At 71.9% G+C, this 22131-nt stretch carries 17 protein-coding genes and 1 tRNA gene; 6 read left to right on the plus strand and 12 right to left on the minus strand.

The features are described 5' to 3' along the window. The first annotated feature begins 26 nt into the window (after positions 1-26). Positions 27-3743 (plus strand): thiol reductant ABC exporter subunit CydD, encoded by a 3717-nt coding sequence (cydD, locus tag JK359_RS15145; protein WP_201835826.1) that lies wholly within the window; start codon positions 27-29, stop codon positions 3741-3743. 269 nt (positions 3744-4012) lie between these two features. Here the strand turns inward: cydD and JK359_RS15150 are convergent, their stop codons facing one another. The 6 genes from JK359_RS15150 to JK359_RS15175 form a co-directional block, all read right to left on the minus strand. Continuing rightward, on the minus strand, positions 4013-4885 hold the full coding sequence (locus JK359_RS15150) for a Cof-type HAD-IIB family hydrolase (protein WP_201835828.1): 873 nt from the start codon (positions 4883-4885) through the stop codon (positions 4013-4015). Positions 4886-5047: 162 nt separating this feature from the next. After that, positions 5048-5950, minus strand: a complete 903-nt coding sequence (locus tag JK359_RS15155; protein ID WP_201835830.1) for an LLM class flavin-dependent oxidoreductase — start codon at positions 5948-5950, stop codon at positions 5048-5050. 267 nt (positions 5951-6217) lie between these two features. Then, positions 6218-6766 carry an RNA 2'-phosphotransferase gene (locus tag JK359_RS15160; RefSeq protein ID WP_201835832.1) on the minus strand — a complete coding sequence of 183 codons (549 nt, stop codon included), beginning with the start codon at positions 6764-6766 and terminating at the stop codon, positions 6218-6220. Between the two features lie 122 nt (positions 6767-6888). Then, the gene (locus JK359_RS15165; protein ID WP_201835834.1) at positions 6889-7836 is read right to left on the minus strand and encodes a MerR family transcriptional regulator; all 948 of its coding nucleotides are present in this window, start codon (positions 7834-7836) and stop codon (positions 6889-6891) included. A 37-nt stretch (positions 7837-7873) separates the two neighbouring features. Continuing rightward, complete coding sequence (locus JK359_RS15170) at positions 7874-9628, minus strand: SDR family oxidoreductase (protein ID WP_201835836.1); 1755 nt, start codon at positions 9626-9628, stop codon at positions 7874-7876. Further along, a complete protein-coding gene (locus JK359_RS15175; RefSeq protein ID WP_201835837.1) occupies positions 9625-10467 on the minus strand; it encodes a M24 family metallopeptidase in 843 nt (280 codons plus the stop codon). Before JK359_RS15175 ends, JK359_RS15170 begins: the two co-directional genes overlap by 4 nt. 357 nt (positions 10468-10824) lie before the next feature. On the opposite strand from JK359_RS15175, the gene JK359_RS15180 reads away from it, so the two are divergent. The 5 genes from JK359_RS15180 to JK359_RS15200 all read left to right on the plus strand — a co-directional run bounded on the left by JK359_RS15180 (position 10825) and on the right by JK359_RS15200 (position 14747). Next, positions 10825-11790: an ABC transporter ATP-binding protein gene (locus JK359_RS15180; protein WP_201836049.1), complete on the plus strand. Its 966-nt coding sequence runs from the start codon at positions 10825-10827 to the stop codon at positions 11788-11790. After that, a complete protein-coding gene (locus tag JK359_RS15185; protein WP_201835838.1) occupies positions 11780-12688 on the plus strand; it encodes an ABC transporter permease subunit in 909 nt (302 codons plus the stop codon). Before JK359_RS15180 ends, JK359_RS15185 begins: the two co-directional genes overlap by 11 nt. After that, a complete protein-coding gene (locus JK359_RS15190) occupies positions 12688-13599 on the plus strand; it encodes an ABC transporter ATP-binding protein (RefSeq protein WP_201835839.1) in 912 nt (303 codons plus the stop codon). Before JK359_RS15185 ends, JK359_RS15190 begins: the two co-directional genes overlap by 1 nt. 10 nt (positions 13600-13609) lie before the next feature. Further along, complete coding sequence (locus JK359_RS15195) at positions 13610-14329, plus strand: ABC transporter permease subunit (RefSeq protein ID WP_201835840.1); 720 nt, start codon at positions 13610-13612, stop codon at positions 14327-14329. A gap of 331 nt (positions 14330-14660) precedes the next feature. After that, positions 14661-14747, plus strand: a tRNA-Ser gene (locus JK359_RS15200). A gap of 78 nt (positions 14748-14825) precedes the next feature. Here JK359_RS15200 and JK359_RS15205 read toward each other — a convergent pair. From JK359_RS15205 to JK359_RS15230, 6 genes are all read right to left on the minus strand, one after another. Further along, a complete protein-coding gene (locus JK359_RS15205) occupies positions 14826-15227 on the minus strand; it encodes a hypothetical protein (protein WP_201835841.1) in 402 nt (133 codons plus the stop codon). 65 nt (positions 15228-15292) lie between these two features. Further along, complete coding sequence (locus JK359_RS15210) at positions 15293-16093, minus strand: HAD family hydrolase (RefSeq protein ID WP_201835842.1); 801 nt, start codon at positions 16091-16093, stop codon at positions 15293-15295. Beyond that, entirely contained in the window at positions 16090-17367 is a 1278-nt protein-coding gene (gene serS, locus JK359_RS15215; RefSeq protein WP_201835843.1) for a serine--tRNA ligase, read from the minus strand. The genes JK359_RS15210 and serS overlap by 4 nt, the downstream gene beginning before the upstream one ends. 530 nt (positions 17368-17897) lie before the next feature. Next, the gene (gene pheA, locus JK359_RS15220; protein WP_201835845.1) at positions 17898-18830 is read right to left on the minus strand and encodes a prephenate dehydratase; all 933 of its coding nucleotides are present in this window, start codon (positions 18828-18830) and stop codon (positions 17898-17900) included. Between the two features lie 80 nt (positions 18831-18910). Beyond that, positions 18911-20191 carry an iron uptake transporter deferrochelatase/peroxidase subunit gene (gene efeB, locus JK359_RS15225; protein WP_201835847.1) on the minus strand — a complete coding sequence of 427 codons (1281 nt, stop codon included), beginning with the start codon at positions 20189-20191 and terminating at the stop codon, positions 18911-18913. A gap of 8 nt (positions 20192-20199) precedes the next feature. Further along, a complete protein-coding gene (locus JK359_RS15230; RefSeq protein ID WP_201835848.1) occupies positions 20200-22125 on the minus strand; it encodes a copper resistance CopC/CopD family protein in 1926 nt (641 codons plus the stop codon). Between the last annotated feature and the right edge of the window lie 6 nt (positions 22126-22131).

Consider the following 22131-nt stretch of genomic DNA (forward strand, 5'->3'; position numbering starts at 1 on the left):
CCTCTGGGCCGAAGGGCAGGTTTCACGTGAAACCCATCGATCCCCGTCTTCTGCGATACGCCCGCGCCACGCGGTTCTTCCTCGTGGCGGTCGTCGGTCTGGGCGCCGTCGGTGCCGGGCTGGTCATCGCCCAGGCGATGCTGGTCGCCGAGATCGTCGTCGGGGTGTTCCAGCACGGGCGGTCGGCGGGTGAACTGGCCACTCCCCTGGAGCTGTTGGCGGCGGTGGCCGTCGGGCGAGGCGCTGTCGCGTGGCTCACTGAACTCGCTGCGCACCGGGCGAGCGCTGCAGTGAAGTCGGAACTGCGGGGGCGGCTCCTCGACCGGGCGGCGGCACTCGGGCCCGGGTGGCTGAGCGGACAGCGGACCGGGTCGCTCGTCACCCTGGCCACGCGCGGGGTCGACGCCCTGGACGACTATTTCTCGCGCTACCTCCCGCAGTTGGGGCTTGCGGTGGTCGTGCCGGTGGCGGTGCTGGCCCGGATCGTCACCGAGGACTGGGTGTCGGCGGCGATCATCGCCGGCACCCTGCCGTTGATTCCGCTCTTCATGGCGCTGATCGGCTGGGTGACCGAGTCCCGGATGGAACGTCAGTGGCAACTGTTGTCCCGGTTGTCCGGGCACTTCCTGGACGTGGTCGCGGGACTGCCCACGCTGAAGGTGTTCGGCCGGGCCAAGGCGCAGGCCGCGTCGATCCGACGGATCACCGGGGAGTACCGGCAGGCCACTCTGCGGACGCTGCGGATCGCTTTCCTCTCTTCGTTCGCGCTGGAGTTGCTCGCCACGCTGTCCGTCGCCCTGGTCGCTGTGACGATCGGGATGCGGCTCGTCCACGGCGACATGGATCTGTACGTCGGGCTGGTCATCCTGGTGCTGGCACCCGAGGCGTATCTGCCGTTGCGGCAGGTGGGAACGCAGTATCACGCGGCGGCGGAGGGGCTTGCCGCGGCGGAGGAGATCTTCGCCGTGCTGGAGGCGCCGGTGCCGGCGTCCGGTTCCGGCACGGTGCCCGTCGGTGCGCTGGCGTTCGAAAGGGTCGGTGTCCGTTATCCCGGGCGGTCGGAGGATGCGGTCACCGATGTGTCCTTCACCGTCGAGCCGGGGGAGACCGTGGCGCTGGTCGGGCCGAGCGGGGTGGGCAAGTCGACGCTGCTGAGCGTGCTGCTCGGCTTCGTACGGCCGACCGAGGGGCGGGTCCGGATCGGGGGAGCCGATCTTGCCGGACTTGACATGGAGGAGTGGCGGTCCCGGATCGCGTGGGTGCCGCAGCGGCCGCACCTGTACGCCGGGAGCATCGCGGAGAACGTGCGGTTGGCCCGGCCTGAGGCGGATGACGCGGCCGTGCGTCGTGCTCTGCGGGACGCGGGGGCGTGGGAGTTCGTGGAGTCGCTGCCGGAGGGGGTCGACACCGTGCTCGGGGAGGACGGGGCCGGGCTGTCGGCGGGGCAGCGGCAGCGGCTCGCGTTGGCTCGGGCGTTTCTTGCGGACCGGCCTGTGCTGGTGCTGGATGAGCCGACGGCTGCGTTGGACGGGGGGACCGAAGGGGACGTCGTTGCGGCGGTGCGGAGGCTTGCGGTGGGGCGGACCGTGGTGGTTGTGGTGCATCGGCCGGCGTTGTTGGGGGTGGCCGACAGGGTGGTACGGCTGGGAGGTGCGGGGTGTGACGATGCGGGGCGTGACGGTGCGGTGCTCGAAGACGCCGAGTTGGTGAGGCACCCGGGGGACGGTCACCCGACCAGGGGGCTCCGCCCCCTGGACCCCCGCCCTCGCCCACCCGCCACCCGACTCGGTCGGCTGGAAGGCGGGCCTGAAGGGGACCGGTTCGGTGGGCTGGTTGGGGGGCCGGTGGGTGATCGGCTTCGCCTCGGTGGGCTGGATGGCGGGTCGGAGGGTGATCGGCTTCGGCTCCGTGGGCTGGAAGGCGAATCTGAGGGGGACCGGTTCGGTGGGCTGGTTGGGGGGCCGGTGGGGGGCCGGGGGTTTGGGGGCTCGGGGCGTGGGGGTGTGCTGCGGCGGATTCGGATGGGGGGTACGGCCTGGTGGGGGCGGCTCGGGGCCGGGTGGGGGCTCGGCAGCCTGGCGGTCGGGAGTGCTGTCGGACTGATGGCGACCTCCGGCTGGCTGATATCTCGGGCTTCGCAACAGCCGCCGGTGCTGTATCTGATGGTGGCCGTGACCGCCACCCGTACCTTCGGGATCGGGCGGGCCGTCTTCCGGTACGCGGAGCGGCTGGTGTCGCACGACGCCGTCCTGCGGATGCTGGCCGACACCCGGGTCGCCGTGTTCCGGCGCCTGGAGCGTCTCGCCCCCGCCGGGCTGCGCAGCGCCCGGCGCGGTGATCTGCTCACCCGGCTGGTGGCCGACGTGGACGCGTTCCAGGACTACTGGCTGCGCTGGCTGCTGCCCGCCGGAGTCGCCCTGGCCGTCTCCGCCGCCTCCGTGGGCTTCACGGCCTGGCTGCTGCCCGAGGCCGGGGCGGTCCTCGCGGCGGGCCTCCTGGCGGCCGGCGTCGGTGTCCCCCTGCTGACCGCGGTGGCGGCCCGGCGGACGGAGCGGCGCCTCGCCCCCGCCCGCGGCGTGCTCGCGACCCGCGTGACCGACCTCCTCACCGGCACCGCCGAGCTGACCGTCGCCGGTGCGCTGCCCGCCCGGCGGGAAGCGGCCCGGCGCGCCGACGCCACCCTCACCCGGATCGCCGCCCGCGCCGCCACCGTCACCGGGCTCGGTGACGGGCTGACCGCATTGGTCTCCGGGCTGACCGTCACGGCGACCGCGCTCCTGGGTGCGCGAGCGGTGGCGGCGGGGCGCCTCGACGGGGTGGCGATGGCCGTGATCGTCCTCACTCCCCTGGCCGCCTTCGAGGCCGTCCTCGGGCTGCCGCTCGCCGTGCGGTACCGGCAGCGGGTGCGGCGCAGCGCGGAGCGCGTGTACGAGGTGCTGGACTCCCCCGACCCCGTGCGCGAACCCGAGCGTCCCCGGCAGGCGCCCGCGTCGCCGTTCCCGTTGGCCGTCAAGGGGCTGGCCGCGCGGTACGGGGGGCAGCGGCGAGAGGCGCTCGCCGGGCTGGACCTGACGCTGGAACAGGGGCGCCGGGTCGCGGTGGTCGGGGCCTCCGGTTCCGGCAAGACGACCCTCGCCCAGGTGCTGTTGCGCTTCCTCGACCCGGAGGCGGGCTCGTACACGCTCGCCGGTGTGGACGCGTACGAGCTGGCCGGTGACGACGTACGGCGGCTCGTCGGACTCTGTGCCCAGGACGCGCACCTCTTCGACAGCTCGGTCCGCGAGAACCTGCTGCTGGCCAGGAAGGACGCCACCGAAGCGGAGCTGCGCGGGGCGCTGGCCCGGGCCCGGCTGCTGGGCTGGGTGGACTCGCTGCCCGACGGCCTGGACACGCTGGTCGGTGAGCACGGGGCGCGGCTGTCCGGCGGGCAGCGGCAGCGGCTGGCGCTGGCCCGCGCACTGCTGGCCGACTTCCCCGTCCTGGTGCTCGACGAGCCCGCCGAACATCTGGACCTCCCGACGGCCGACGCGCTGACCGCCGATCTGCTGGCCGCCACGGAGGGCCGTACGACCCTGCTGATCACCCACCGGCTGGCGGGGCTCGACGCGGTCGACGAGGTGCTCGTGCTCGAGGCGGGCCGGGTGGTCCAGCGTGGGCCGTACGAGCAGTTGGTCGCCGCGGACGGGCCCCTGCGGGAGATGGCCCGGCGGGAGGCGCAGGCGGAGTCCCTGGCGGGCACATGAGCCGAGGCGAGGGTGCGGTGACGGGCGGGCAGGAGCCGGGGCGAGGGGCGAGGGTGCGGTGACGGGCGGGTAGGACCTGAGAAGTGCTCAGCCGGCCCTCCCTTGATCCGCCGGCCTTGATTGAGCCGCAGGCCCTCCCCTGATCCGCCGGCCTTGCTGAATCCGCCGGCCCTGCCGTGAGCCGCCGACCCTGGCTTGATTCGCCGGCCTTGCTTGATTCACCGGCCTTGCTTGAGCCGTCGGCCCTGCCTTGAGCCGCCGGACAGGGGCTAGCGGGCGCGGTTCGCGAGTAGTTGTTCGATCACCACGGCTACGCCGTCGTCGTTGTTGGCGACCGTGCGGCCCGACGCGGCGGCGATGACGTCCGGGTGTGCGTTGCCCATCGCGTACGACTGACCGGCCCAGGTCAACATCTCGACGTCGTTGGGCATGTCCCCGAAGGCCACGACCTCCTCGTGCGAGATGCCGCGCTCGGCGCAGCAGAGGGCGAGGGTGCTGGCCTTGGAGACGCCGGGGCCGCTGAGTTCCAGCAGGGCGCTGGGGCTGGAGCGGGTGACGTTGGCGTGGTCGCCGACGGCGAGACGGGCCAGGGTCAGGAACGCGTCCGGGTCGAGGGAGGGGTGGTAGGCGAGGATCTTGAGAACGGGCTGATCGGCGTCCGGGCCGTCGGGCGCGAGCAGTTCCTCGGCGGGCAGCAGGTTGTCCGGTATCTCCATGTGCAGCTTGGGGTAGTCCGGCTCCTGGTGGAAGCCGTACGTCTGCTCGACCGCGAACACCGTGCCGGGTGCCGCCTCGCGCAGCAGCTGTGCGGCGGCCAGCGCGTTCTCCCGGGCCAGTTCGCGCACCTTCACGAACCGGTGCTGGCCGGGGCCGCCGTGCAGGTCGACCACGGCGGCACCGTTGCCGCAGATGGCCAGGCCGTGGCCGTGCACGTGGTCGCTGACCACGTCCATCCAGCGGGCCGGCCGGCCGGTGACGAAGAAGACCTCGATGCCGGCCTCCTCGGCGGCGGCCAGTGCGGCGACCGTGCGGGGGGAGACCGACTTGTCGTCGCGCAGCAGAGTGCCGTCGAGGTCGGTGGCGATCAGCCGCGCGGGCAGGGCGGCGGCAGGGGTCCCGGGCTGTCTGGTCGCTGAGGTCACCCGGTCATTCTCGCCCAGGGCCCCGCACGGCCGTGCAGGGCCCCGCGGGGGTGAGACGCAGGGCCTCGCGCGGGTGAGGCGCAGGGCCCCGCGGGGGTGAGACGCAGGGCCTCGCGCGGGTGAGACACGGCTGACGTCTCGTGCCGCTGTGGCGGGCGCCGGTCAGGTCAGCTGGGCCAGGGCCTCCATGGCGATCCGCTCGAAGACCTTCTCCTCCGTGGCGAAGAGGGAGTCCGGGACCGGCCAGTGGATCACGATCTCGGTGAAGCCCAGCTCCTGGTGGCGGCCCGCGAAGTCCACGAAGGCGTCCAGGGACTCCAGCGGCCGGCCGCGGTCCGGAGTGAAACCGGTGAGCAGGATCTTGTCCAGCTCGGCCACGTCCCGACCGGTGGCCTCGCACGCCTCCGCCAGCTTCGCGGCCTGTCCGCGCAGCGCCTCGACGGACTGCTCCGGGGTCCCGGTCTCGTAGAGCTTCGGGTCACCGGTGGTCACCCACGCCTGCCCGTGGCGCGCGGCTAGCCGGAGGCCGCGGGGGCCGGTGGCCGCCACCGCGAACGGCAGCCGGGGGCGCTGCACACAGCCCGGTATGTTCCGGGCCTCGTGCGCGGAGTAGAAGCGGCCCTCGTGCGACACCTCGTCCTCGGTGAGCAGCCGGTCCAGCAGGGGCACGAACTCGGCGAGCCGGTCGGCGCGCTCGCGCGGGGTCCAGGGCTCCTGGCCGAGGGCGGTGGCGTCGAAGCCGGTGCCACCGGCGCCGATGCCGAGGGTGATCCGGCCCCCGGAGATGTCGTCCAGGGAGATCAGTTCCTTGGCGAGGGTCACCGGGTGGCGGAAGTTCGGGGAGGTGACGAGCGTGCCGAGGCGCATCCGGTCGGTGGCCGCCGCAGCCGCGGTCAGCGTCGGTACCGCGCCGAACCAGGGGCCGTCACGGAAGCTGCGCCAGGACAGGTGGTCGTAGGTGTACGCCGTGTGGAAGCCGAGCTGTTCCGCCCGGACCCAGGCCGAGCGGCCGCCTTCGCTCCAGCGGCGGTAGGGCAGGATCACGGTGCTCAGACGCAGACTCATGCGTTCGAGAGTAAGGGGACCGGCTGACAAGGAAGGAAATGGTCACCGTACGTCGTCGGACGGCCACGCAATGGGCAGGACGGCGGGCTCCGTAATTCGGCGTCGGCGCTTCCTCCGCCCCGCCCTCCCTCAGCTCCCCGGCGGTCTTCCGCCTCCGCCCCCTCAGTTGCCCGGCGGTCTTCCGCCCCCGCCCTCCCTCAGTTGCCCGGCGGTCTTCCGCCCCCGCCCTCCCTCAGTTGCCCGGCGGTCCTCCGCCCCCGCCCTCCCTCAGTTGCCGCCCGGAAAGCGCAGGTAACGCGGGGGGACGGTGGCTGTCAGCCAGACTCCGTTGGCGCTGATGTGGAAGACGTGGCCGTCCCGGTGCATGGCGCCGGAGTCGACGGTGAGCACGACGGGCCGGCCCCGTCGGGCACCCACGCGGGTGGCGGTGTCCCGGTCGGCGGAGAGGTGGACGTCGTGGCGGCTCATGGGCCGCAGGCCCTCCGCGCGGATCGCGTCCAGGTGGCGTGCGACCGTCCCGTGGTAGAGGTACGGCGGTGGGGTCGCCGGGGGCAGGCCGAGGTCGACGTCGATGCTGTGGCCCTGGCTGGCGCGGATTCTGGTGCCTTCGATCACGAAGCGCTGTTTGTCGTTCGTGGCGACCACGTGGTCCAGTTCTTCGCGCGTGAACGCGAAGCCGTGGGCCGTGGCCGCGGCGATCAGGGTGTCGATCTCCACCCAGCCGCCCGGGTCCGGAGCGAGCCCGATGCGCTCGGGCTGGTGCCGCAGGTGTCTGGAAAGGTACTTCGACACCTTCACGGTGCGCTGTTCGTCCATGCGTCCAGGGTGTGGGAGAGACGTGGATCACGCAGGCTATTTTTTGCGCACAGGTTTGATCCACAACCAAGTGGAGTTATCCACAAGGGAATTGGCGAAGCTGTGGACAAGTGATAGGCCATTCAGGGGGTTTCGCGAACATTATTTGAGTCGGCCGGAGATGGGATCAGGCCGTCCAAGGAACGTGCAGCAAGCTCGCGTTCGGCTGCCAGTGCGATGAACTCGGCGGTTCGCTCCCGTCCAACCAGCCTTTCGACGGCGCCGATCGTGTCTGCCGGCAGGGCCACGGAGCGCGTGCCGGAGGGGGCTGCCGGTGCCATGCCGGCGCCGAGGTGGTTGCGCAGGTGCCTGGTCGCCAAGCCGCGCATGGCACGGGCCAGTTCCGCGTCCACCGTCTGCTGGGCCAGGGGGCGCAGCCGGCGGACCAGCGTGGCGGCTTCGGCCGCGTGCGCATCCGTGCGACGGGCCGGGTCGTCCAGGTAGCGGGCGAAGACGTATTCCGTGGTGAACTCGAGGAAACGGGCGGCGATGTGCTCGACCTGGGTCCTCAACTCCCGCAGGTGGGCGGAGATCGCGGACAGTGGTACCCCGGCCGCGTGCAACTCCGCTGCCACGGAGAGTTCTTGGGGACTCGGCACCAGGAACGTGTCGGGGTCGTCGTCGACCGGCTCCAGTACGCCCAGGTCGACCGCCTCGGCGACGGCGTCGTCGTCGGGGGCGCCGCCGAAGCGGTCGTCCAGTTCGGCACGGGTGATGCGGGCGGGCTGTTCGTCCGTCCACGGGCCGTCCACCTCGGTGACCAGTCCGAGGACGCCGCCCAGGCCGCGGCCGGTGTCCCAGGCGTCCAGGAGTTCCTTGATCGAGGCCAGGCTGTAGCCGCGGTCGAGGAGGTGGGCGATCTGGTGGAGACGGGTGACGTGGGCGTCCGAGTAGAGGTTGGCCCGGCCACGGCGTTCGGGGCGGGGGAGGAGGCCGCGGTCCTGGTAGGCGCGGATGGTCCTGACCGTGGTGCCCGTGCGGTGGGCGAGGTCTTCGATGCGGTAGGTCCGAGGGATCGCGGGGTCCGGCATCTTCAGGTCCCCCGGCCGGTGTCCGGTCCCCGCCGGGTCACAGCCGCGGTTCCACCCGTGCCACCCGCCGCAACAGTCCCGGCGCGAACCGTGAGAGCAGGTGCGCTCCCCGCGCTTCCGGCGTCACCGGTACCACCGCCTTGTTGTGGGCCACGGCGTCCAGGACCGCCGCGGCCACCTTCTCCGGCGGATAGTTGCGCAGCCCGTACAACCGGGCCGACCTCTGCCGGCGGCGCCGCTGTTCCGCCTCGTCGACGCCGGTGAAGCGGGCCGTGGAGGTGATGTTGGTGTTGACGAAGCCGGGGCAGACGGCCGTGACTCCGATGCCCTGCCCGGCCAGTTCGGCGCGCAGGCACTCGGAGAGCATCAGGACCGCCGCCTTGGAGGTGCTGTAGGCCGGCAGGGCACGTGAGGGCTGGTAGGCCGCCGCCGACGCGATGTTGACGATGTGGCCGCCCTGGTCCCGCTCGGCCATACGTGCCCCGAAGAGCCGGCAGCCGTGGATCACGCCCCACAGGTTGACGTCCAGGACCTTGCGCCAGTCGTCGGTCGTCGTCGCGAAGAAGGAGCCCGACAGGCCGATGCCCGCGTTGTTGACCAGGACGTCGAGCACGCCGTACTCGCGGTGGACTTTCTCCGCGAGCTTCTCCATGACCTGCTCGTCGGCGACGTCGGCCGGCTCGGCCCAGGCCTCGGGCGCGCCGACCAGCCGGGACAGCTCGGCGGTGCGGGCCGCGGACTCCGCGTCACGGTCCACGGCGATCACGCGCGCGCCCGCCTCCGCGAAGGCGAACGCCGTCGCCCGGCCTATGCCGCTGCCCGCGCCGGTCACCAGCACCAACTGCCCGCCGAACCGGTCGGCATGGCGGCCGGCGGGCTGCCGGGCGGGACGGCCGCCGTCGACGGACATGACGAATTCCCCGATCCAGGAGGCGACCTGATCGGGCCGGGTGCGCGGGATCCAGTGCTTGGCCGGCAGGGTGCGGCGGGTCAGCTGCGGCACCCACCGGTCCAGGTCGTCGTACAGCCGCTCCGAGAGGAACGCGTCGCCCTGGGGCGTGATGAGCTGCACGGGCGCGTGCGCGTACGCGTCCGGGCGCGGCCTGCGCAGCCGGGCGCGGACGTTGTCCCGGTACAGCCAGGCGCCGTGCGCCGCGTCGGTGGGCAGGGAGCCGGTCGGGTAGTCGCCGCCGGGGACCCGCTCGACCCGCTCCAGGATCTTCGGCCAGCGCTTGCCGAGCGGGCCGCGCCAGGCCAGCTCGGGCAGGACCGGTGTGTGCAGCAGGTAGACGTACCAGGACTTGGCGCCCTGGCCGAGGAGCTGGCCCACCCGGCGGGGGGTCGGACGCTTCACACGCGCGTTGATCCAGTGCCCGAAGTGGTCAAGGGACGGCCCGGAGATCGAGGTGAAGGAGGCGATACGGCCCTCGGTGCGGCCGACCGTGACGAACTCCCAGGCCTGCACCGAGCCCCAGTCGTGGCCGACCAGGTGCACCGGGCGGTCCGGGCTGACCTCGTCCACGACGGCGAGGAAGTCGTCGGTGAGCTTGGCCAGGGTGTAGCCGCCGCGCAGCGGCCGGGGTGCGGTGGAGCGGCCGTGGCCCCGCACGTCGTACAGCACCACGTGGAAGCGGTCGGCGAGGCGTACGGCCACCTCGGACCAGACCTCCTTGCTGTCCGGGTAGCCGTGCACCAGCACCACCGTCGGCTGTTCCGGATCGCCCAGTTCGGCCACGCACAGCTCGATCCCGCCGGTCCGCACCCAGCGCTCACGCGCGCCTTCCAGTGTCACTTCTCCTCCGCCCAGCGCCGCACGTGCGGCAGATCGTCGTCCAGCCAGAACGCGCTCTGCTCGGGGTCCCGGGAGTCGGTGACCACCAGGATCTCCTCGAACTTCGCGCCGGTCCCGCGGAAACCGAGGTGGGGTTCGACCGCCCACAGGCCCGGCTGCGGGGGGTGGTCCGAGAAGCGGTACGGCGACCACAGCGGTGACCAGCCCTCGCGGTGGCCGTGCAGCGCGTCGGCGGCCAGACCCTTCAGGGACTGTGTGCCGAACCCGAACAGGCGGGGCGAGAAGCGGCGCTGCTTCACCCGGTCCACCTTGTGGGCGATCACGCCGAAGGGGTACGCGCGGTGCCGGTTGGCGTAACCCTGGCGGACCATGAGCCGGTCCACGTCCGCGTAGATCTCGCGCAGCGGGCGCCGCTCGCGCACCTCGCGCAGGATCAGTTCCCGGTGCGCCTCCAGGTCGGCCATCAGCCGGTCCTGCACCGGGTTCACGCCCAGGGAGCCGGAGTAGCCGATGTCCGCCGTGTACCCCTCGTACACCGGCGCCATGTCCAGGATGAACGGCATCCCGGGCTCCAGTGCGCGGTCGGTCGGGAAGAACTGCAGGGGGATGCGGAAGTTCACGAACGCCGTGCGGTCCCCGAACCAGGCGAAGGGGAGGTGGAACCAGTCCCGCACCCCGCGCTCGCGCAGCCACTCCCGCTGCATCCGCGCCGCCTCGCGTTCGGTCACGCCCGGCTCGAGGCGCGCCGCGACCGCCTCCGCGCATTCGTAGGCGAGCCGCTGCACCCGCCTGAAACCCTCCAGTTCCACGGAGAGTCCGCTGCTCACTGCCGTCGTCATGCCGCCCCGTCCCGTCGCCCTGGCGGTCCGTCCGCCGTGCCGTCCGCCGTCCCGGAGACTCGTCGCGTCGACCGGTCCGTAGTCCCGGAGACTCGTTCCGCCGGCCCGTGCGCCGGCCCTGCGACCCGTCCGTCGACCGCGGTACGTGTCCGTAACTTGACACTGGTGAATGTGACAGTTGTTAGAGGCGGCGTCAATAGGCGGGATCAAGGGCTGTGGACGACGGCGGCCCCGGGGCTCTGGCACACCCTTGGGTAGGGATCCCTCAGGGACCCGTAATACCTGGGACGGACGGGGAAACGGCTCTGAGGTCTGACGACGGACGTGGTCCGGATCACTACCGTCGATGCCGTGACTGTGATCGCGACCGAAAGCCTGAGCAAGCGGTTCCCCAGGGTGACCGCGCTCGACCGGCTGTCCGTGGACATCGGGCCCGGTGTGACCGGACTCGTCGGAGCCAACGGCGCCGGCAAGTCCACCCTGATCAAGATCCTGCTGGGCCTGTCCCCCGCGTCGGAGGGCCGTGCCGAGGTGCTCGGCCTCGACGTGGCCACCAAGGGTGCCGCCATCCGCGAGCGCGTGGGCTACATGCCGGAGCACGACTGCCTGCCGCCCGACGTCTCGGCCACCGAGTTCGTCGTGCACATGGCCCGCATGTCCGGACTGCCGCCCACCGCGGCCCGCGAGCGCACCGCGGACACCCTGCGCCATGTCGGCCTGTACGAGGAGCGGTACCGCCCCATCGGCGGCTACTCGACCGGCATGAAGCAGCGCGTGAAGCTCGCCCAGGCCCTGGTGCACGACCCGCAGCTGGTCTTCCTCGACGAGCCGACCAACGGTCTCGACCCGGTCGGCCGCGACGAGATGCTCGGCCTGATCCGCCGCATCCACACCGACTTCGGCATCTCGGTCCTGGTCACCTCGCACCTGCTGGGCGAGCTGGAGCGCACCTGCGACCACGTGGTCGTCGTCGACGGCGGCAAGCTGCTCCGCTCCAGCTCCACCACCGACTTCACGCAGACCACGACCACCCTCGCGATCGAGGTCACCGACAGCGACGCCCACCCCGACGGCACCCGCGCGGTCCGCGAGGCGCTCCTCGCGCGCGGGCTGGAGACGCACGGGGAGGCCGGCGGGCTGCCCGGCGCCGGACACATCCTGCTGCTGACCGCGACCGGCGAGGAGACGTACGACCGCGTCCGGGACGTCGTCGCCGACCTCGGCCTCGGCCTGGTGCGCATGGAACAGCGCCGGCACCACATCTCCGAGGTGTTCACCGGCACCGACGAACAGCGGAAGGAGGCCGTCGGCCATGGCGGTTGAGCACCCCCCGGCAATGCCCGCCGGCGACCAGACCCGCATCCACGACATCGGCTACCGCGGCTACGACGGCCCCCGCCTCGGCCGTTCCTACGCCCGCCGCTCGCTGTACTCGCAGTCCCTGCGCGGCGCCTACGGCCTCGGCCGCTCGGTGAAGTCCAAGGTGCTGCCGATGCTGCTGTTCGCGGTGATGTGCATCCCCGCCGCGATCATGGTGGCCGTCGCCGTCGCCACGAAGGCGCACGAACTGCCGGTGCCCTACACCCGGTACGCGATCATCATGCAGGCCGTGATCAGCCTGTACGTGGCCTCCCAGGCGCCCCAGGCGGTCTCCCGGGACCTGCGGTTCAAGACGGTGCCGTTGTACTTCTCGCGGCCCATCGAGACCGCCGACTACGTCCGCGCCAAGTTCGCGGCCCTCGCCTCGGCGCTCTTCGTCCTGACCGCCGCGCCGCTGCTCGTGATGTACGTGGGTGCGCTGCTGTCCAAGATGGGCTTCGCCCACCAGACCGAGGAATTCGCCCAGGGACTGGTCTCCGTGGCCCTGCTCTCACTGCTCTTCGCCGGAATCGGCCTGGTCATCGCCGCCGTCACCCCGCGCCGCGGGTTCGGTATCGCCGCCGTGATCGCCGTGATGACCATCTCCTACGGCGCGGTCTCCACCCTCCAGGCCATCGCCTACACCCAGGACAGCAACAGCGCCGTCCCGTGGATCGGCCTCTTCTCGCCGATCACACTGATCGACGGCGTGCAGTCCGCCTTCCTCGGCGGCAGCTCCGCCTTCCCCGGCGGGATCGGCCCCTCCGGCGGCGAGGGCGCCCTCTACGTCGTGGCAGCCCTGGGCCTGATCGCCGCCTGCTACGGCCTCCTGATCCGCCGCTACCAGAAGGTGGGCCTCTGATGACCACGCTCTCCATCGACCACGTCTCCCGCTGGTTCGGCAACGTCGTCGCAGTCAACGACATCACCATGACCATCGGTCCCGGCGTCACCGGCCTGCTCGGTCCGAACGGCGCCGGAAAGTCCACCCTCATCAACATGATGGGCGGCTTCCTCGCCCCCTCCACCGGGACGGTCACCCTGGACGGGCAGCCGGTCTGGCGCAACGAGGAGATCTACCGGCACATCGGCATCGTCCCCGAGCGGGAGGCGATGTACGACTTCCTCACCGGACGTGAATTCGTCGTCGCCAACGCCGAGTTGCACGGCCTCGGTGACAAGGCCGCCCAGCGCGCCCTGGCCACGGTCGAGATGGAGTACGCACAGGACCGGAAGATCTCCACGTACTCCAAGGGCATGCGGCAGCGAGTGAAGATGGCCAGCGCCCTCGTCCACGACCCGTCCCTGCTCCTGCTGGACGAGCCGTTCAACGGCATGGACCCGCGCCAGCGCATGCAGCTGATGGACCTGCTGCGCAGGATGGGCGACGAGGGCCGCACGGTGCTGTTCTCCTCGCACATCCTCGAGGAGGTCGAGCAGCTCGCCCGGCACATCGAGGTCGTCGTGGCCGGACGGCACGCGGCCAGCGGCGACTTCCGCAGGATCCGCCGCCTGATGACCGACCGCCCGCACCGCTACCTGGTGCGCTCCAGCGACGACCGCGCCCTCGCGGCCGCGCTGATCGCCGACCCGTCCACGTCCGGCATCGAGGTCGATGTGACCGAGGGCGCGTTGCGCATCCAGGCCGTGGACTTCGGCCGCTTCACCGCCCTGCTGCCGAAGGTCGCCAGGGACCACGGCATCCGGCTGCTCACGGTCTCGCCGTCCGACGAGTCCCTGGAGTCCGTCTTCTCGTACCTGGTCGCGGCGTAGGAGGCCGAAGATGTACGACCCCACCGTCGCCCGGCTCACCTACCGGGCCCTGCTCGGCCGCCGTCGGGCCCTCATCCTCGGCGCGCTGCCGCTGCTGCTGATCGTGATCGCCGTGGCCGTACGGGCCCTGACCGGAGCCGACGACCAGACGGCCGCCGACGTACTGGGCGGCTTCGCGCTGGCCACCATGGTGCCGATCATCGGTGTCATCGCCGGCACGGGCGCGATCGGCCCGGAGATCGACGACGGCTCCGTCGTCTACCTGCTGTCCAAGCCGCTCAAACGGCCCACGATCATCTTCACCAAGCTCATCGTCGCCATCGCCGTGACCATGGTGTTCTCGGCGCTGCCCACGCTGATCGCCGGCCTGATCCTGAACGGCAACGGCCAGCAGATCGCCGTCGCCTACACGGTGGCCGCGCTGGTCTCCTCCATCGCCTACTCGGCGCTCTTCCTGCTGCTGGGCACGGTCTCCCGGCACGCGGTGGTCTTCGGGCTGGTCTACGCCCTGGTCTGGGAGGCGCTGTTCGGCTCCCTGGTGCCCGGTGCGCGCACGCTGAGCGTCCAGCAGTGGTCCCTGGCCGTCGCCCACAAGGTCGCCGGCGGGAACCTGGTCACCTCCGAGGTGGGGCTGACCACGGCCACCGTGCTGCTGGTGGCGGTCACCGCGCTCGCCACCTGGTACGCCGGCCAGAAGCTGCGGGCGCTGACCCTGGCGGGCGAGGAGTAGGCCGCCACGGCCCTGCCCTCCGGGCCTCCCCTTCCGGCCTTCCTTCCGGGCCGTTGTCAGGGGCCCTACGCCCGGACCTTTATTCGGTGGCGGCCAACTCGGCGGCGGGGCAGAGTGGTTGTGCCCCGACCGCCGGGAATGTCCCGGCGCCGAGTACAGGGAGTGGAGGTGGGCGATGTCCATGCACGGCAGTACGCCCGGCTCCCGACAGGGCAGTCGGCGGCTGGCTCCGGAGTGATCGCTACCCCTCCGTGAAGCCCGCTCGCACGGGGAACTGCCCGGGGCGGCCGCTTCGAGCACGCGATGTCGCTCTCGCGTGGGCCGCCCACCCGGAGGATTGGCCGAGTGGTAAGGCACCGGTTTGCTGAACCGTGGTCGGGTCCGACAGCCCGCGCACGTTCGATCCGTGCATCCTCCGCAAGACGTCGCCCCCGGGGTTCGGCCGGTTCCGGAGCCCGGGGTACGCCGCGTTCGCACCCGGCGCCGCGGACCGGGATCATGCCCCCCGGGCGTCCGCGATCTTGTCCAGTTCCCGCATCGCCTCCGCGTGTGCGCTCATCGTGCGGTTCACCGTGCCCGTGGTGAAGAGGACGGCGCCGGCGAGGGAGACGGGGAGGGACAGGCCGAGGACGGCCAGGGCTTCCGGCCAGTCGCGTTCGTCGGCGCAGTAGTCGCCCTTGTAGAGGCCCTCGTTGGCGGTGCCGCGGTCCGTGAAGAGACGGGACTCGCACTTGTCGGGGTACTGGTCGTCCGGCTCGCGCTCCACCTCGTACGGCGTGAGCAGCAGGACGGCGACCCAGGTCCACAGCAACCCCGCCACGGCCATCAGGCCGATGCCCCAGGCCCGTATCCGGGCGGAGCGGTCGCGGAAGTCGAGGTCGTACTCGCGTGATCGCATGGGCGTCGAATGTAGCAACCGGTCCGGGGGCCGCGCCGGTGCAGGCCGGGCCGGCCCCGGCGGGGTCAGCCCAGCAACCGCTCCAGGACCACCGCGATGCCGTCCTCCTCGTGGGAGGACGTGACCTCGTCGGCGACCGCCTTCAGTTCCTCGTGGGCGTTGGCCATGGCCACGCCGCGGGAGGCCCAGGCGAACATCGGGATGTCGTTGGGCATGTCGCCGAAGGCGATCGTGTCGGCGGCCTTCAGGCCCAGCCGCCGGGCCGCCAGGGACAGGCCCGTGGCCTTGGACAGGCCGAGCGGGAGGAGTTCCACGATGCCCGCGCCCGCCAGGACCACGGTGACGAAGCCGCCGGCCGCCTGCCGGGCGGCCTCCGCCAGCTCGTCGTCGCTCAGCGTCGGATGCTGGATGTAGATCTTGTTCAGCGGGGCGCTCCACAGGTCGGAGGCGTCCGCCAACGGGGTGGCGGGCAGCGCGCCCGTGACCGCGTAACCCGGACCCACCAGTACCTCGCCGTCGAGGCCGTCCCGGCTGGCCGCCAGGTACAGCGGACCCACCTCGGACTCGATCTTGGCCAGGGCCACGCCCGCGAGTTGCCGGTCCAGGGTGACCGAGGTCAGCAGGCGGTGCGCGCCGGCGTCGTACACCTGGGCTCCCTGGCCGCAGACGGCGAGGCCGTCGTAGCCGAGGTCGTCCAGGATGTGCCGGGTCCAGGGGACCGCGCGGCCGGTGACGACGATGTGCGCGGCGCCCGCCGCGGTGGCCGCGGCGAGCGCGTCACGGGTGCGCTGCGAAACCGACTCGTCGGAGCGCAGCAGCGTTCCGTCGAGGTCGGTCGCGATCAGCCGGTAGGGGAAACCGGTCACTTGGCGACCGGCTCCAGGACCTCGCGGCCGCCCAGGTAGGGGCGCAGCACCTCGGGGACCCGGACGGAGCCGTCGGCCTGCTGGTGGTTCTCCAGGATCGCCACGATCGTGCGCGGTACGGCGCACAGCGTGCCGTTGAGGGTGGCGAGCGGCTTGACCTGCTTGCCGTCACGGACCCGGATGGCCAGCCGGCGGGACTGGAACTCGGTGCAGTCCGAGGTCGAGGTCAGCTCGCGGTACTTGCCCTGGGTCGGGATCCACGCCTCGCAGTCGTACTTGCGGGCGGCCGAGGCGCCGAGGTCACCGGAGGCGACGTCGATGACGCGGAACGGCAGCTCCAGCGAGGTCAGCCACTGCTTCTCCCACTCCAGCAGGCGCTGGTGCTCGGCCTGGGAGTCCTCGGGCGCGACGTACGAGAACATCTCGACCTTGTCGAACTGGTGCACGCGGAAGATGCCCCGGGTGTCCTTGCCGTGCGAGCCGGCCTCGCGGCGGAAGCAGGGCGAGAAGCCCGCGTACCGCAGCGGCAGCTTGTCGGCGTCGAGGATCTCGTCCATGTGGTAGGCCGCGAGCGGGACCTCGGAGGTGCCGACCAGGTACAGGTCGTCCTTGTCGAGGTGGTAGACGTCCTGGGACGCCTGGCCGAGGAAGCCGGTGCCGGCCATGGACTGCGGGCGGACCAGCGCCGGGGTGAGCATCGGGGTGAAACCGGCCGCGGTGGCCTGGGCGAGGGCCGCGTTCACCAGGGCCAGCTCCAGCAGGGCGCCGACACCGGTGAGGAAGTAGAAGCGGGAGCCGGAGACCTTGGCGCCGCGCTCGACGTCGATCGCGCCGAGGATCTGGCCCAGCTCCAGGTGGTCCTTGGGCGCGAAACCCTCGGCGTCGAAGTCGCGGATCGTGCCGTGCGTCTCCAGCGTGACGAAGTCCTCCTCGCCGCCGACGGGCACGTCGGGGTGGACGAGGTTGCCGAGCCGGAGCAGCAGTTCCTGGGTCTCGGCGTCGGCCGCGTCGCGCTCGGCGTCGGCCGCCTTGACGTCGGCCTTCAGCTGCTCGGCACGCCCCAGCAGCTCGGCCTTCTCCTCGGCGGTGGCCTTGGGGATCAGCTTGCCGAGCTGCTTCTGTTCGGCACGCAGTTCGTCGAAGCGGACGCCGGAGGACCTGCGCCGCTCGTCGGCAGACAGGAGGGAGTCGACGAGCGCGACGTCCTCTCCACGGGCGCGCTGGGACGCGCGCACACGGTCGGGGTCCTCACGGAGCAGGCGAAGGTCAATCACGGGGCCAAGGCTACCGGTGCGGGGTCGCCGCTCACGAATCCCTATTCCGGGGTGTTCTGATTCGCGGCCTACGTTCCGTTATGCGGTAATTGCCGAACGTGTCAAGGAAAAGTGTCTCACTCCCTGGGACGGGGCAGGTCCCGGGCGTCCCGTTGACCGGATTCCCTTGGGAGGAACGGGATTTGGGAGCCCGGTTGTCCACAGAAATCCCCACCGCCCGAAGAGTTATCCACAGGCTGTGTGCAAGGACTGTGGATGCCGGAATTGATCACTCCGGAAACCTCGTGCAGACGAAAGAATTCCCGGGTCAAACCCCGTCGACACCCACTTTCGGGTGGAAACCGGTCGCCCCAAAAGATGAACCAAAGGAAACGGGTGGACGAAGGGTGACCCGCGCTCTGGTGGCCGCCCCTGGGGGTTGCAGGGCGATTTGTCGACCCGGTGACGCTGTCCTGTCGACTTGTCCCCAGGTCGAGAAGGGCACCTGTGGATAACTTCTGTGGATAACGTTCGTATGCAGGTACGACCGGTCAGAACCGGCCGTCCTGGCAGCGCGCCACCCAGTCGGCCGCCGCCATGAACGCCTCGTCCGACGTCCCCGGCAGCGTCGGCCGGGCTTCGCCGGGCCCGATGTCCGCGCGCGGATAGGAACCGAGGAACCGCACCTGGAGACAGATCCGCTTCAGCCCCGTCAGCGCCTCCGCCATCCGCCGGTCGGAGATGTGCCCCTCGGCGTCGATGCAGAAGCAGTAATTGCCGATACCGGCGCCGGTCGGCCGGGACTGCAGCAGCATGAGGTTGATGCCGCGCGAGGCGAACTCGCCGAGCAGGTCGCGCAGCGCACCGGGGTGGTCGTCCCGCTGCCACAGCACCACCGAGGTCTTGTCGGCACCGGTGGGGGCGGCGGGTCGGGCGGGGCGGCCGACCAGCACGAACCGGGTCTGCGCGTTCTCCGCGTCGTGGATCCCGGTCTCCAGGGCCTCGAGACCGTACCGGGCGGCGGCGAACTCGCCCGCGAAAGCGGCGTCGTAGCGGCCCTCCTGGACCAGGCGGGCCGCGTCCGCGTTGGAGGCGGCCGACTCCCAGACGGCGTCCGGGAGGTTCGTGCGCAGCCAGTTGCGCACCTGCGGCTGGGCCGCGGGGTGGGCGGAGACGGTCTTGATGTCCGTGAGCTTCGTGCCGGGGCGGACCAGCAGTGCGAAGGTGATGGACAGCAGCACCTCGCGGTAGATCGTCAGCGGTTCGCCCGCGACCAGTTCGTCCAGGGTGGTGGTGATGCCGCCCTCGACGGAGTTCTCGATCGGCACGAACGCGGCCTCGGCCTCCCCGGCCCGCACCGCGTCCAGCGCGGACTGCACCGACACGTACGGGATCAGCTCCCGGGTGGCCGCCTCCGGAAGCGTGCGCAGGGCGACCTCGGTGAAGGTGCCCTCCGGGCCGAGATAGGCATAGCTCGCTGGCATGTCCCTCACCCTAATGGCCGCGGAGAGGCCCGTCGTCTGCGTCTCACGAATGCCACTCGACCGTGTGGTTTGAACCCCGTTCACCCCTCCAGGAGCCGCTGCCCCACGTACTCGCCCTTCGCCGCCCCGCCCGGCACCGCGAACAGCCCACTGGACTCGTGGCGGATGAACTTCGACAGCGCGTCGCCGCGGTCGAGCTTGCGCTGCACCGGTACGAAGCCGCGCAGCGGATCCGCCTGCCAGCAGATGAAGAGGAGACCGGCGTCGGGCGTGCCGTCGGCGTCGATACCGTCGTGGAAGGAGAAGGGGCGCCGCAGCATGGCCGCCCCGCCGTTGCGGTCGGGCCGGGTGATCCGGGCGTGCGCGTTCGCGGGGACGACGTACTCGCCCCGGGCGTCGGCCTTGTCCAGGTCCATCGGGGTCGTCTCGTCACCGCCGGACAGCGGCGCCCCGTCGGCCTTGCGGCGCCCGATGACCTGCTCCTGGGCGGAGAGCGAGAGCTGCTCCCAGTCGTCCAGGAGCATGCGGATCCGGCGTACGACGGCGTAGGAGCCGTTCGCCATCCATGCGGGCTCGCCCGACGCGGGCACGAAGATCCGCTGGTCGAAGTCGGCGTCGGCCGGTTTCGGGTTGCGGGTGCCGTCGATCTGGCCCATCAGGTTGCGAGCCGTCATGGGGTGGGCGGTGGCGCCCGGGCTGCGGTTGAAGCCGTTCATCTGCCAGCGCACCCGCGCGGCCGAGCCCGCGTCCTTCTGGATCGCGCGCAGGGCGTGGAAGGCGACCAGGGCGTCGTTCGCGCCGATCTGCACCCACAGGTCGCCGTCGCTGCGGGCCTTGTCGAGCCGGTCGGAGGAGAAGTCCGGCAGCGGGTCGAGGGCGCCGGGCCGCTGCTTCTCCAGACCGGTCCTGCCGAAGAAGCTGTGCCCGAAGCCGAAGGTGAGGGTCAGCGAGGAAGGGCCCGCGTCCCGGGCCACATCGGTGTCGTCGTGTGGCGCCGCCTCGCCCGCCATCAGTCGCTGGGCCGTCGCCGACCAGCGGCGCAGCAGAGCCGCCGCCTCCTTGCGCCCCGCGCCCGCCGCCAGGTCGAAGGCGACGAGGTGGCCGCGTGCCTGCAGGCCCTCGGTGATGCCGGGCTGATGTTTCCCGTGAAACATCACCCGGTCGGCTCCGACCGAGGACAGCGCGGTGGCCCGGGCGGGCGCGGCGGCGTAGCCCACGGCCCCGCCGGCCGCGCCGAGCGCGAGGCCGGTGGCGCCGGCGGTGCCCAGCAGGGCACGCCGGGAGATGCCCTGTGCCCCGGGCACGGGCTCCGCCGCCGGGGCCTCGGGAGTGCGGGCCTGAGGGATGGACTGGTCGGGCATGGTGTGGGTCAGCCGATCTGCGCGTTCTTGGAGACGGTCACCTGGTCGATGTCGGAGGTGCGGACCGTGACGGCGACCTTCCAGTCACCGGCCATGGGGATCTGCACCGCGCCCGCCGACCAGTGGCCGGTGGTGATGTGGTCGGGGTTCACCGGGAGCGGGCCGATCTTCTTCGCCTCGAGGGTGAAGGAGACCTTCACCTCCGGGACGTCGAAGGCCCGGCCGTTGGGCCGCTGGACGTACACGTGCATCTCGTTGCCGCCCACGCGGGCGGGGTCGAGGTCGATGGTGACGACGCCCTTGCCGTCGGTGCCGCCGGCGTCGAACGGCATGTCGAGGGTGAGGGCGCCGGACGTGGACGAGGTGCCGGACCGGGACGAGGACGAGGTGGCCGCCTTGGCCTCCTGCTCGGTGCGGCCCGGCTCGGTCTGGGTGAGCGCCGTGGTGACGGCGAGCAGCACCACGGCGACGCCGGCCTCGGCGAGCACCGAGCGGCGCAGGCCGAAGCGGTTCGGGTCGGCGTCCCGGAGCTGCTTCTGCCGGGCGGCGTCGACGGCCGCGCGCTGCCGGGCGAGCTGGGCGACCCGCTGGGAGTCCCCCGCGCCATTGCCTTTGCCGCCGCTGGACGACGTGCCGCCGCTGGACGACGTGGCGCCGCCGGACGACGTGCCGCCGCCGGTGGCCTTGCCGCCGCGGGTGACCGGGTCCGTGAGCCGGGTCGTCCACCGCCTCGACACCGCCGCGATGCCGACCAGCACCGCCACCAGCCCGATCTTGACCAGAAGCAGCTGCCCGTACCGGGTCTCGGTGAACGCAGACCAGGAGCCCAGCTGCCGCCAGGACTGGTAGACGCCGGTGGCGACGAGCGTGAGGACGGCGCCGAAGGCCACCCGGGAGAAGCGGCGGACGGCGGCGGCCTCGAGCGGGGTGTCGGCGGGCGCCCGGTACAGGGCGGTCAGCAGGGCGGTCAGACCGCCCAGCCAGGCGGCGACGGCCAGCAGATGGATCACGTCGACCGGCATGGCGAGGCCCGGCTGGAGGCCGGTGGACGCGTGCTCGGCCATGGCCCAGCTGGTCGCGAGCCCGGCCGCGACGACCACCCCGCCGATGGCGAGCCCGAAGGTGAGGTCGCGCTTCTCCGGGCCTTCCTCGCGCCGGGTCCAGGCGCCGAGGAGGACGGCGACGAACAGCGCGGCGGCGGCGAGCAGCAGCAGCCGGGAGATCAGTGCGGCACCGGTCTTGGTCTGCAGCACCTGGCCGAGCAGGTCGAGGTCGAGGACGTCGGCGAGCCTGCCCGAGGTGGTGTACGCGCCGCGCAGGAGCAGCAGCCACAGGGTGGCCGCCGTCAGCGCGACCCAGCCGCCGACGACCAGCCGCTGCAGGGCCCGCACTCCGGCACCGCGCTGCCAGCAGCCGAGCACGAAGGCCGCGCCGCCCGCGAGCACGATGAAGCCGGCGTACGACACGTACCGGCCGAATCCGTAGAGGCCGCCCACGACTCCGCCGCCCGCCTCCGGTCCGGCGCCGGAGACGACGGTCCCCGAGGGCGCCCCGATGGAGAAGGTGTAGGCGCCGGCGACGGGATGGCTGTCCGCCGAGACGACCTGGTAGGTGACGGTGTACGTGCCCTTGGCCAGGCCGCTCTTGAGTTTCACGGCGTAGGTGGTGCCGCTCACGTTGGCGGGTCCGCCCGTCTGGACCGGTTTGCCCTTGGGGTCGAGGACGCGCAGCGAGTCGTCGTTCATCGCCACCTTCTCGGAGAAGGTGAGCGACACCTGGGTGGGCGCCTTGTCGGTCACCACCCCCTGCGCGGGGTCGCTGCCGGTCAGTGCCGCGTGCGCGGAGGCCGGTCCGGCGCCGGCCAGCAGCGCGCCGGTGACGGCCAGGAGCAGCAGCACCAGGGTCCGCAGGCGGGGGGTGATGGTCCGGGTCACGGTGGT

This window comes from Streptomyces actinomycinicus (genome assembly GCF_016741775.1).
GTDB lineage: Bacteria > Actinomycetota > Actinomycetes > Streptomycetales > Streptomycetaceae > Streptomyces > Streptomyces actinomycinicus.

Excerpts from the sequence above, each read along its gene's own strand:
- JK359_RS15185 (WP_201835838.1), top strand. The coding sequence starts at position 11,780 with ATGGCGGTTGAGCACCCCCCGGCAATGCCCGCCGGCGACCAGACCCGC.
- JK359_RS15155 (WP_201835830.1), bottom strand. The coding sequence starts at position 5,950 with ATGAGTCTGCGTCTGAGCACCGTGATCCTGCCCTACCGCCGCTGGAGC.
- pheA (WP_201835845.1), bottom strand. The coding sequence starts at position 18,830 with ATGCCAGCGAGCTATGCCTATCTCGGCCCGGAGGGCACCTTCACCGAG.
- JK359_RS15165 (WP_201835834.1), bottom strand. The coding sequence starts at position 7,836 with ATGCCGGACCCCGCGATCCCTCGGACCTACCGCATCGAAGACCTCGCC.
- JK359_RS15195 (WP_201835840.1), top strand. The coding sequence starts at position 13,610 with ATGTACGACCCCACCGTCGCCCGGCTCACCTACCGGGCCCTGCTCGGC.
- JK359_RS15160 (WP_201835832.1), bottom strand. The coding sequence starts at position 6,766 with ATGGACGAACAGCGCACCGTGAAGGTGTCGAAGTACCTTTCCAGACAC.
- JK359_RS15205 (WP_201835841.1), bottom strand. The coding sequence starts at position 15,227 with ATGCGATCACGCGAGTACGACCTCGACTTCCGCGACCGCTCCGCCCGG.
- JK359_RS15190 (WP_201835839.1), top strand. The coding sequence starts at position 12,688 with ATGACCACGCTCTCCATCGACCACGTCTCCCGCTGGTTCGGCAACGTC.
- JK359_RS15175 (WP_201835837.1), bottom strand. The coding sequence starts at position 10,467 with ATGACGACGGCAGTGAGCAGCGGACTCTCCGTGGAACTGGAGGGTTTC.
- efeB (WP_201835847.1), bottom strand. The coding sequence starts at position 20,191 with ATGCCCGACCAGTCCATCCCTCAGGCCCGCACTCCCGAGGCCCCGGCG.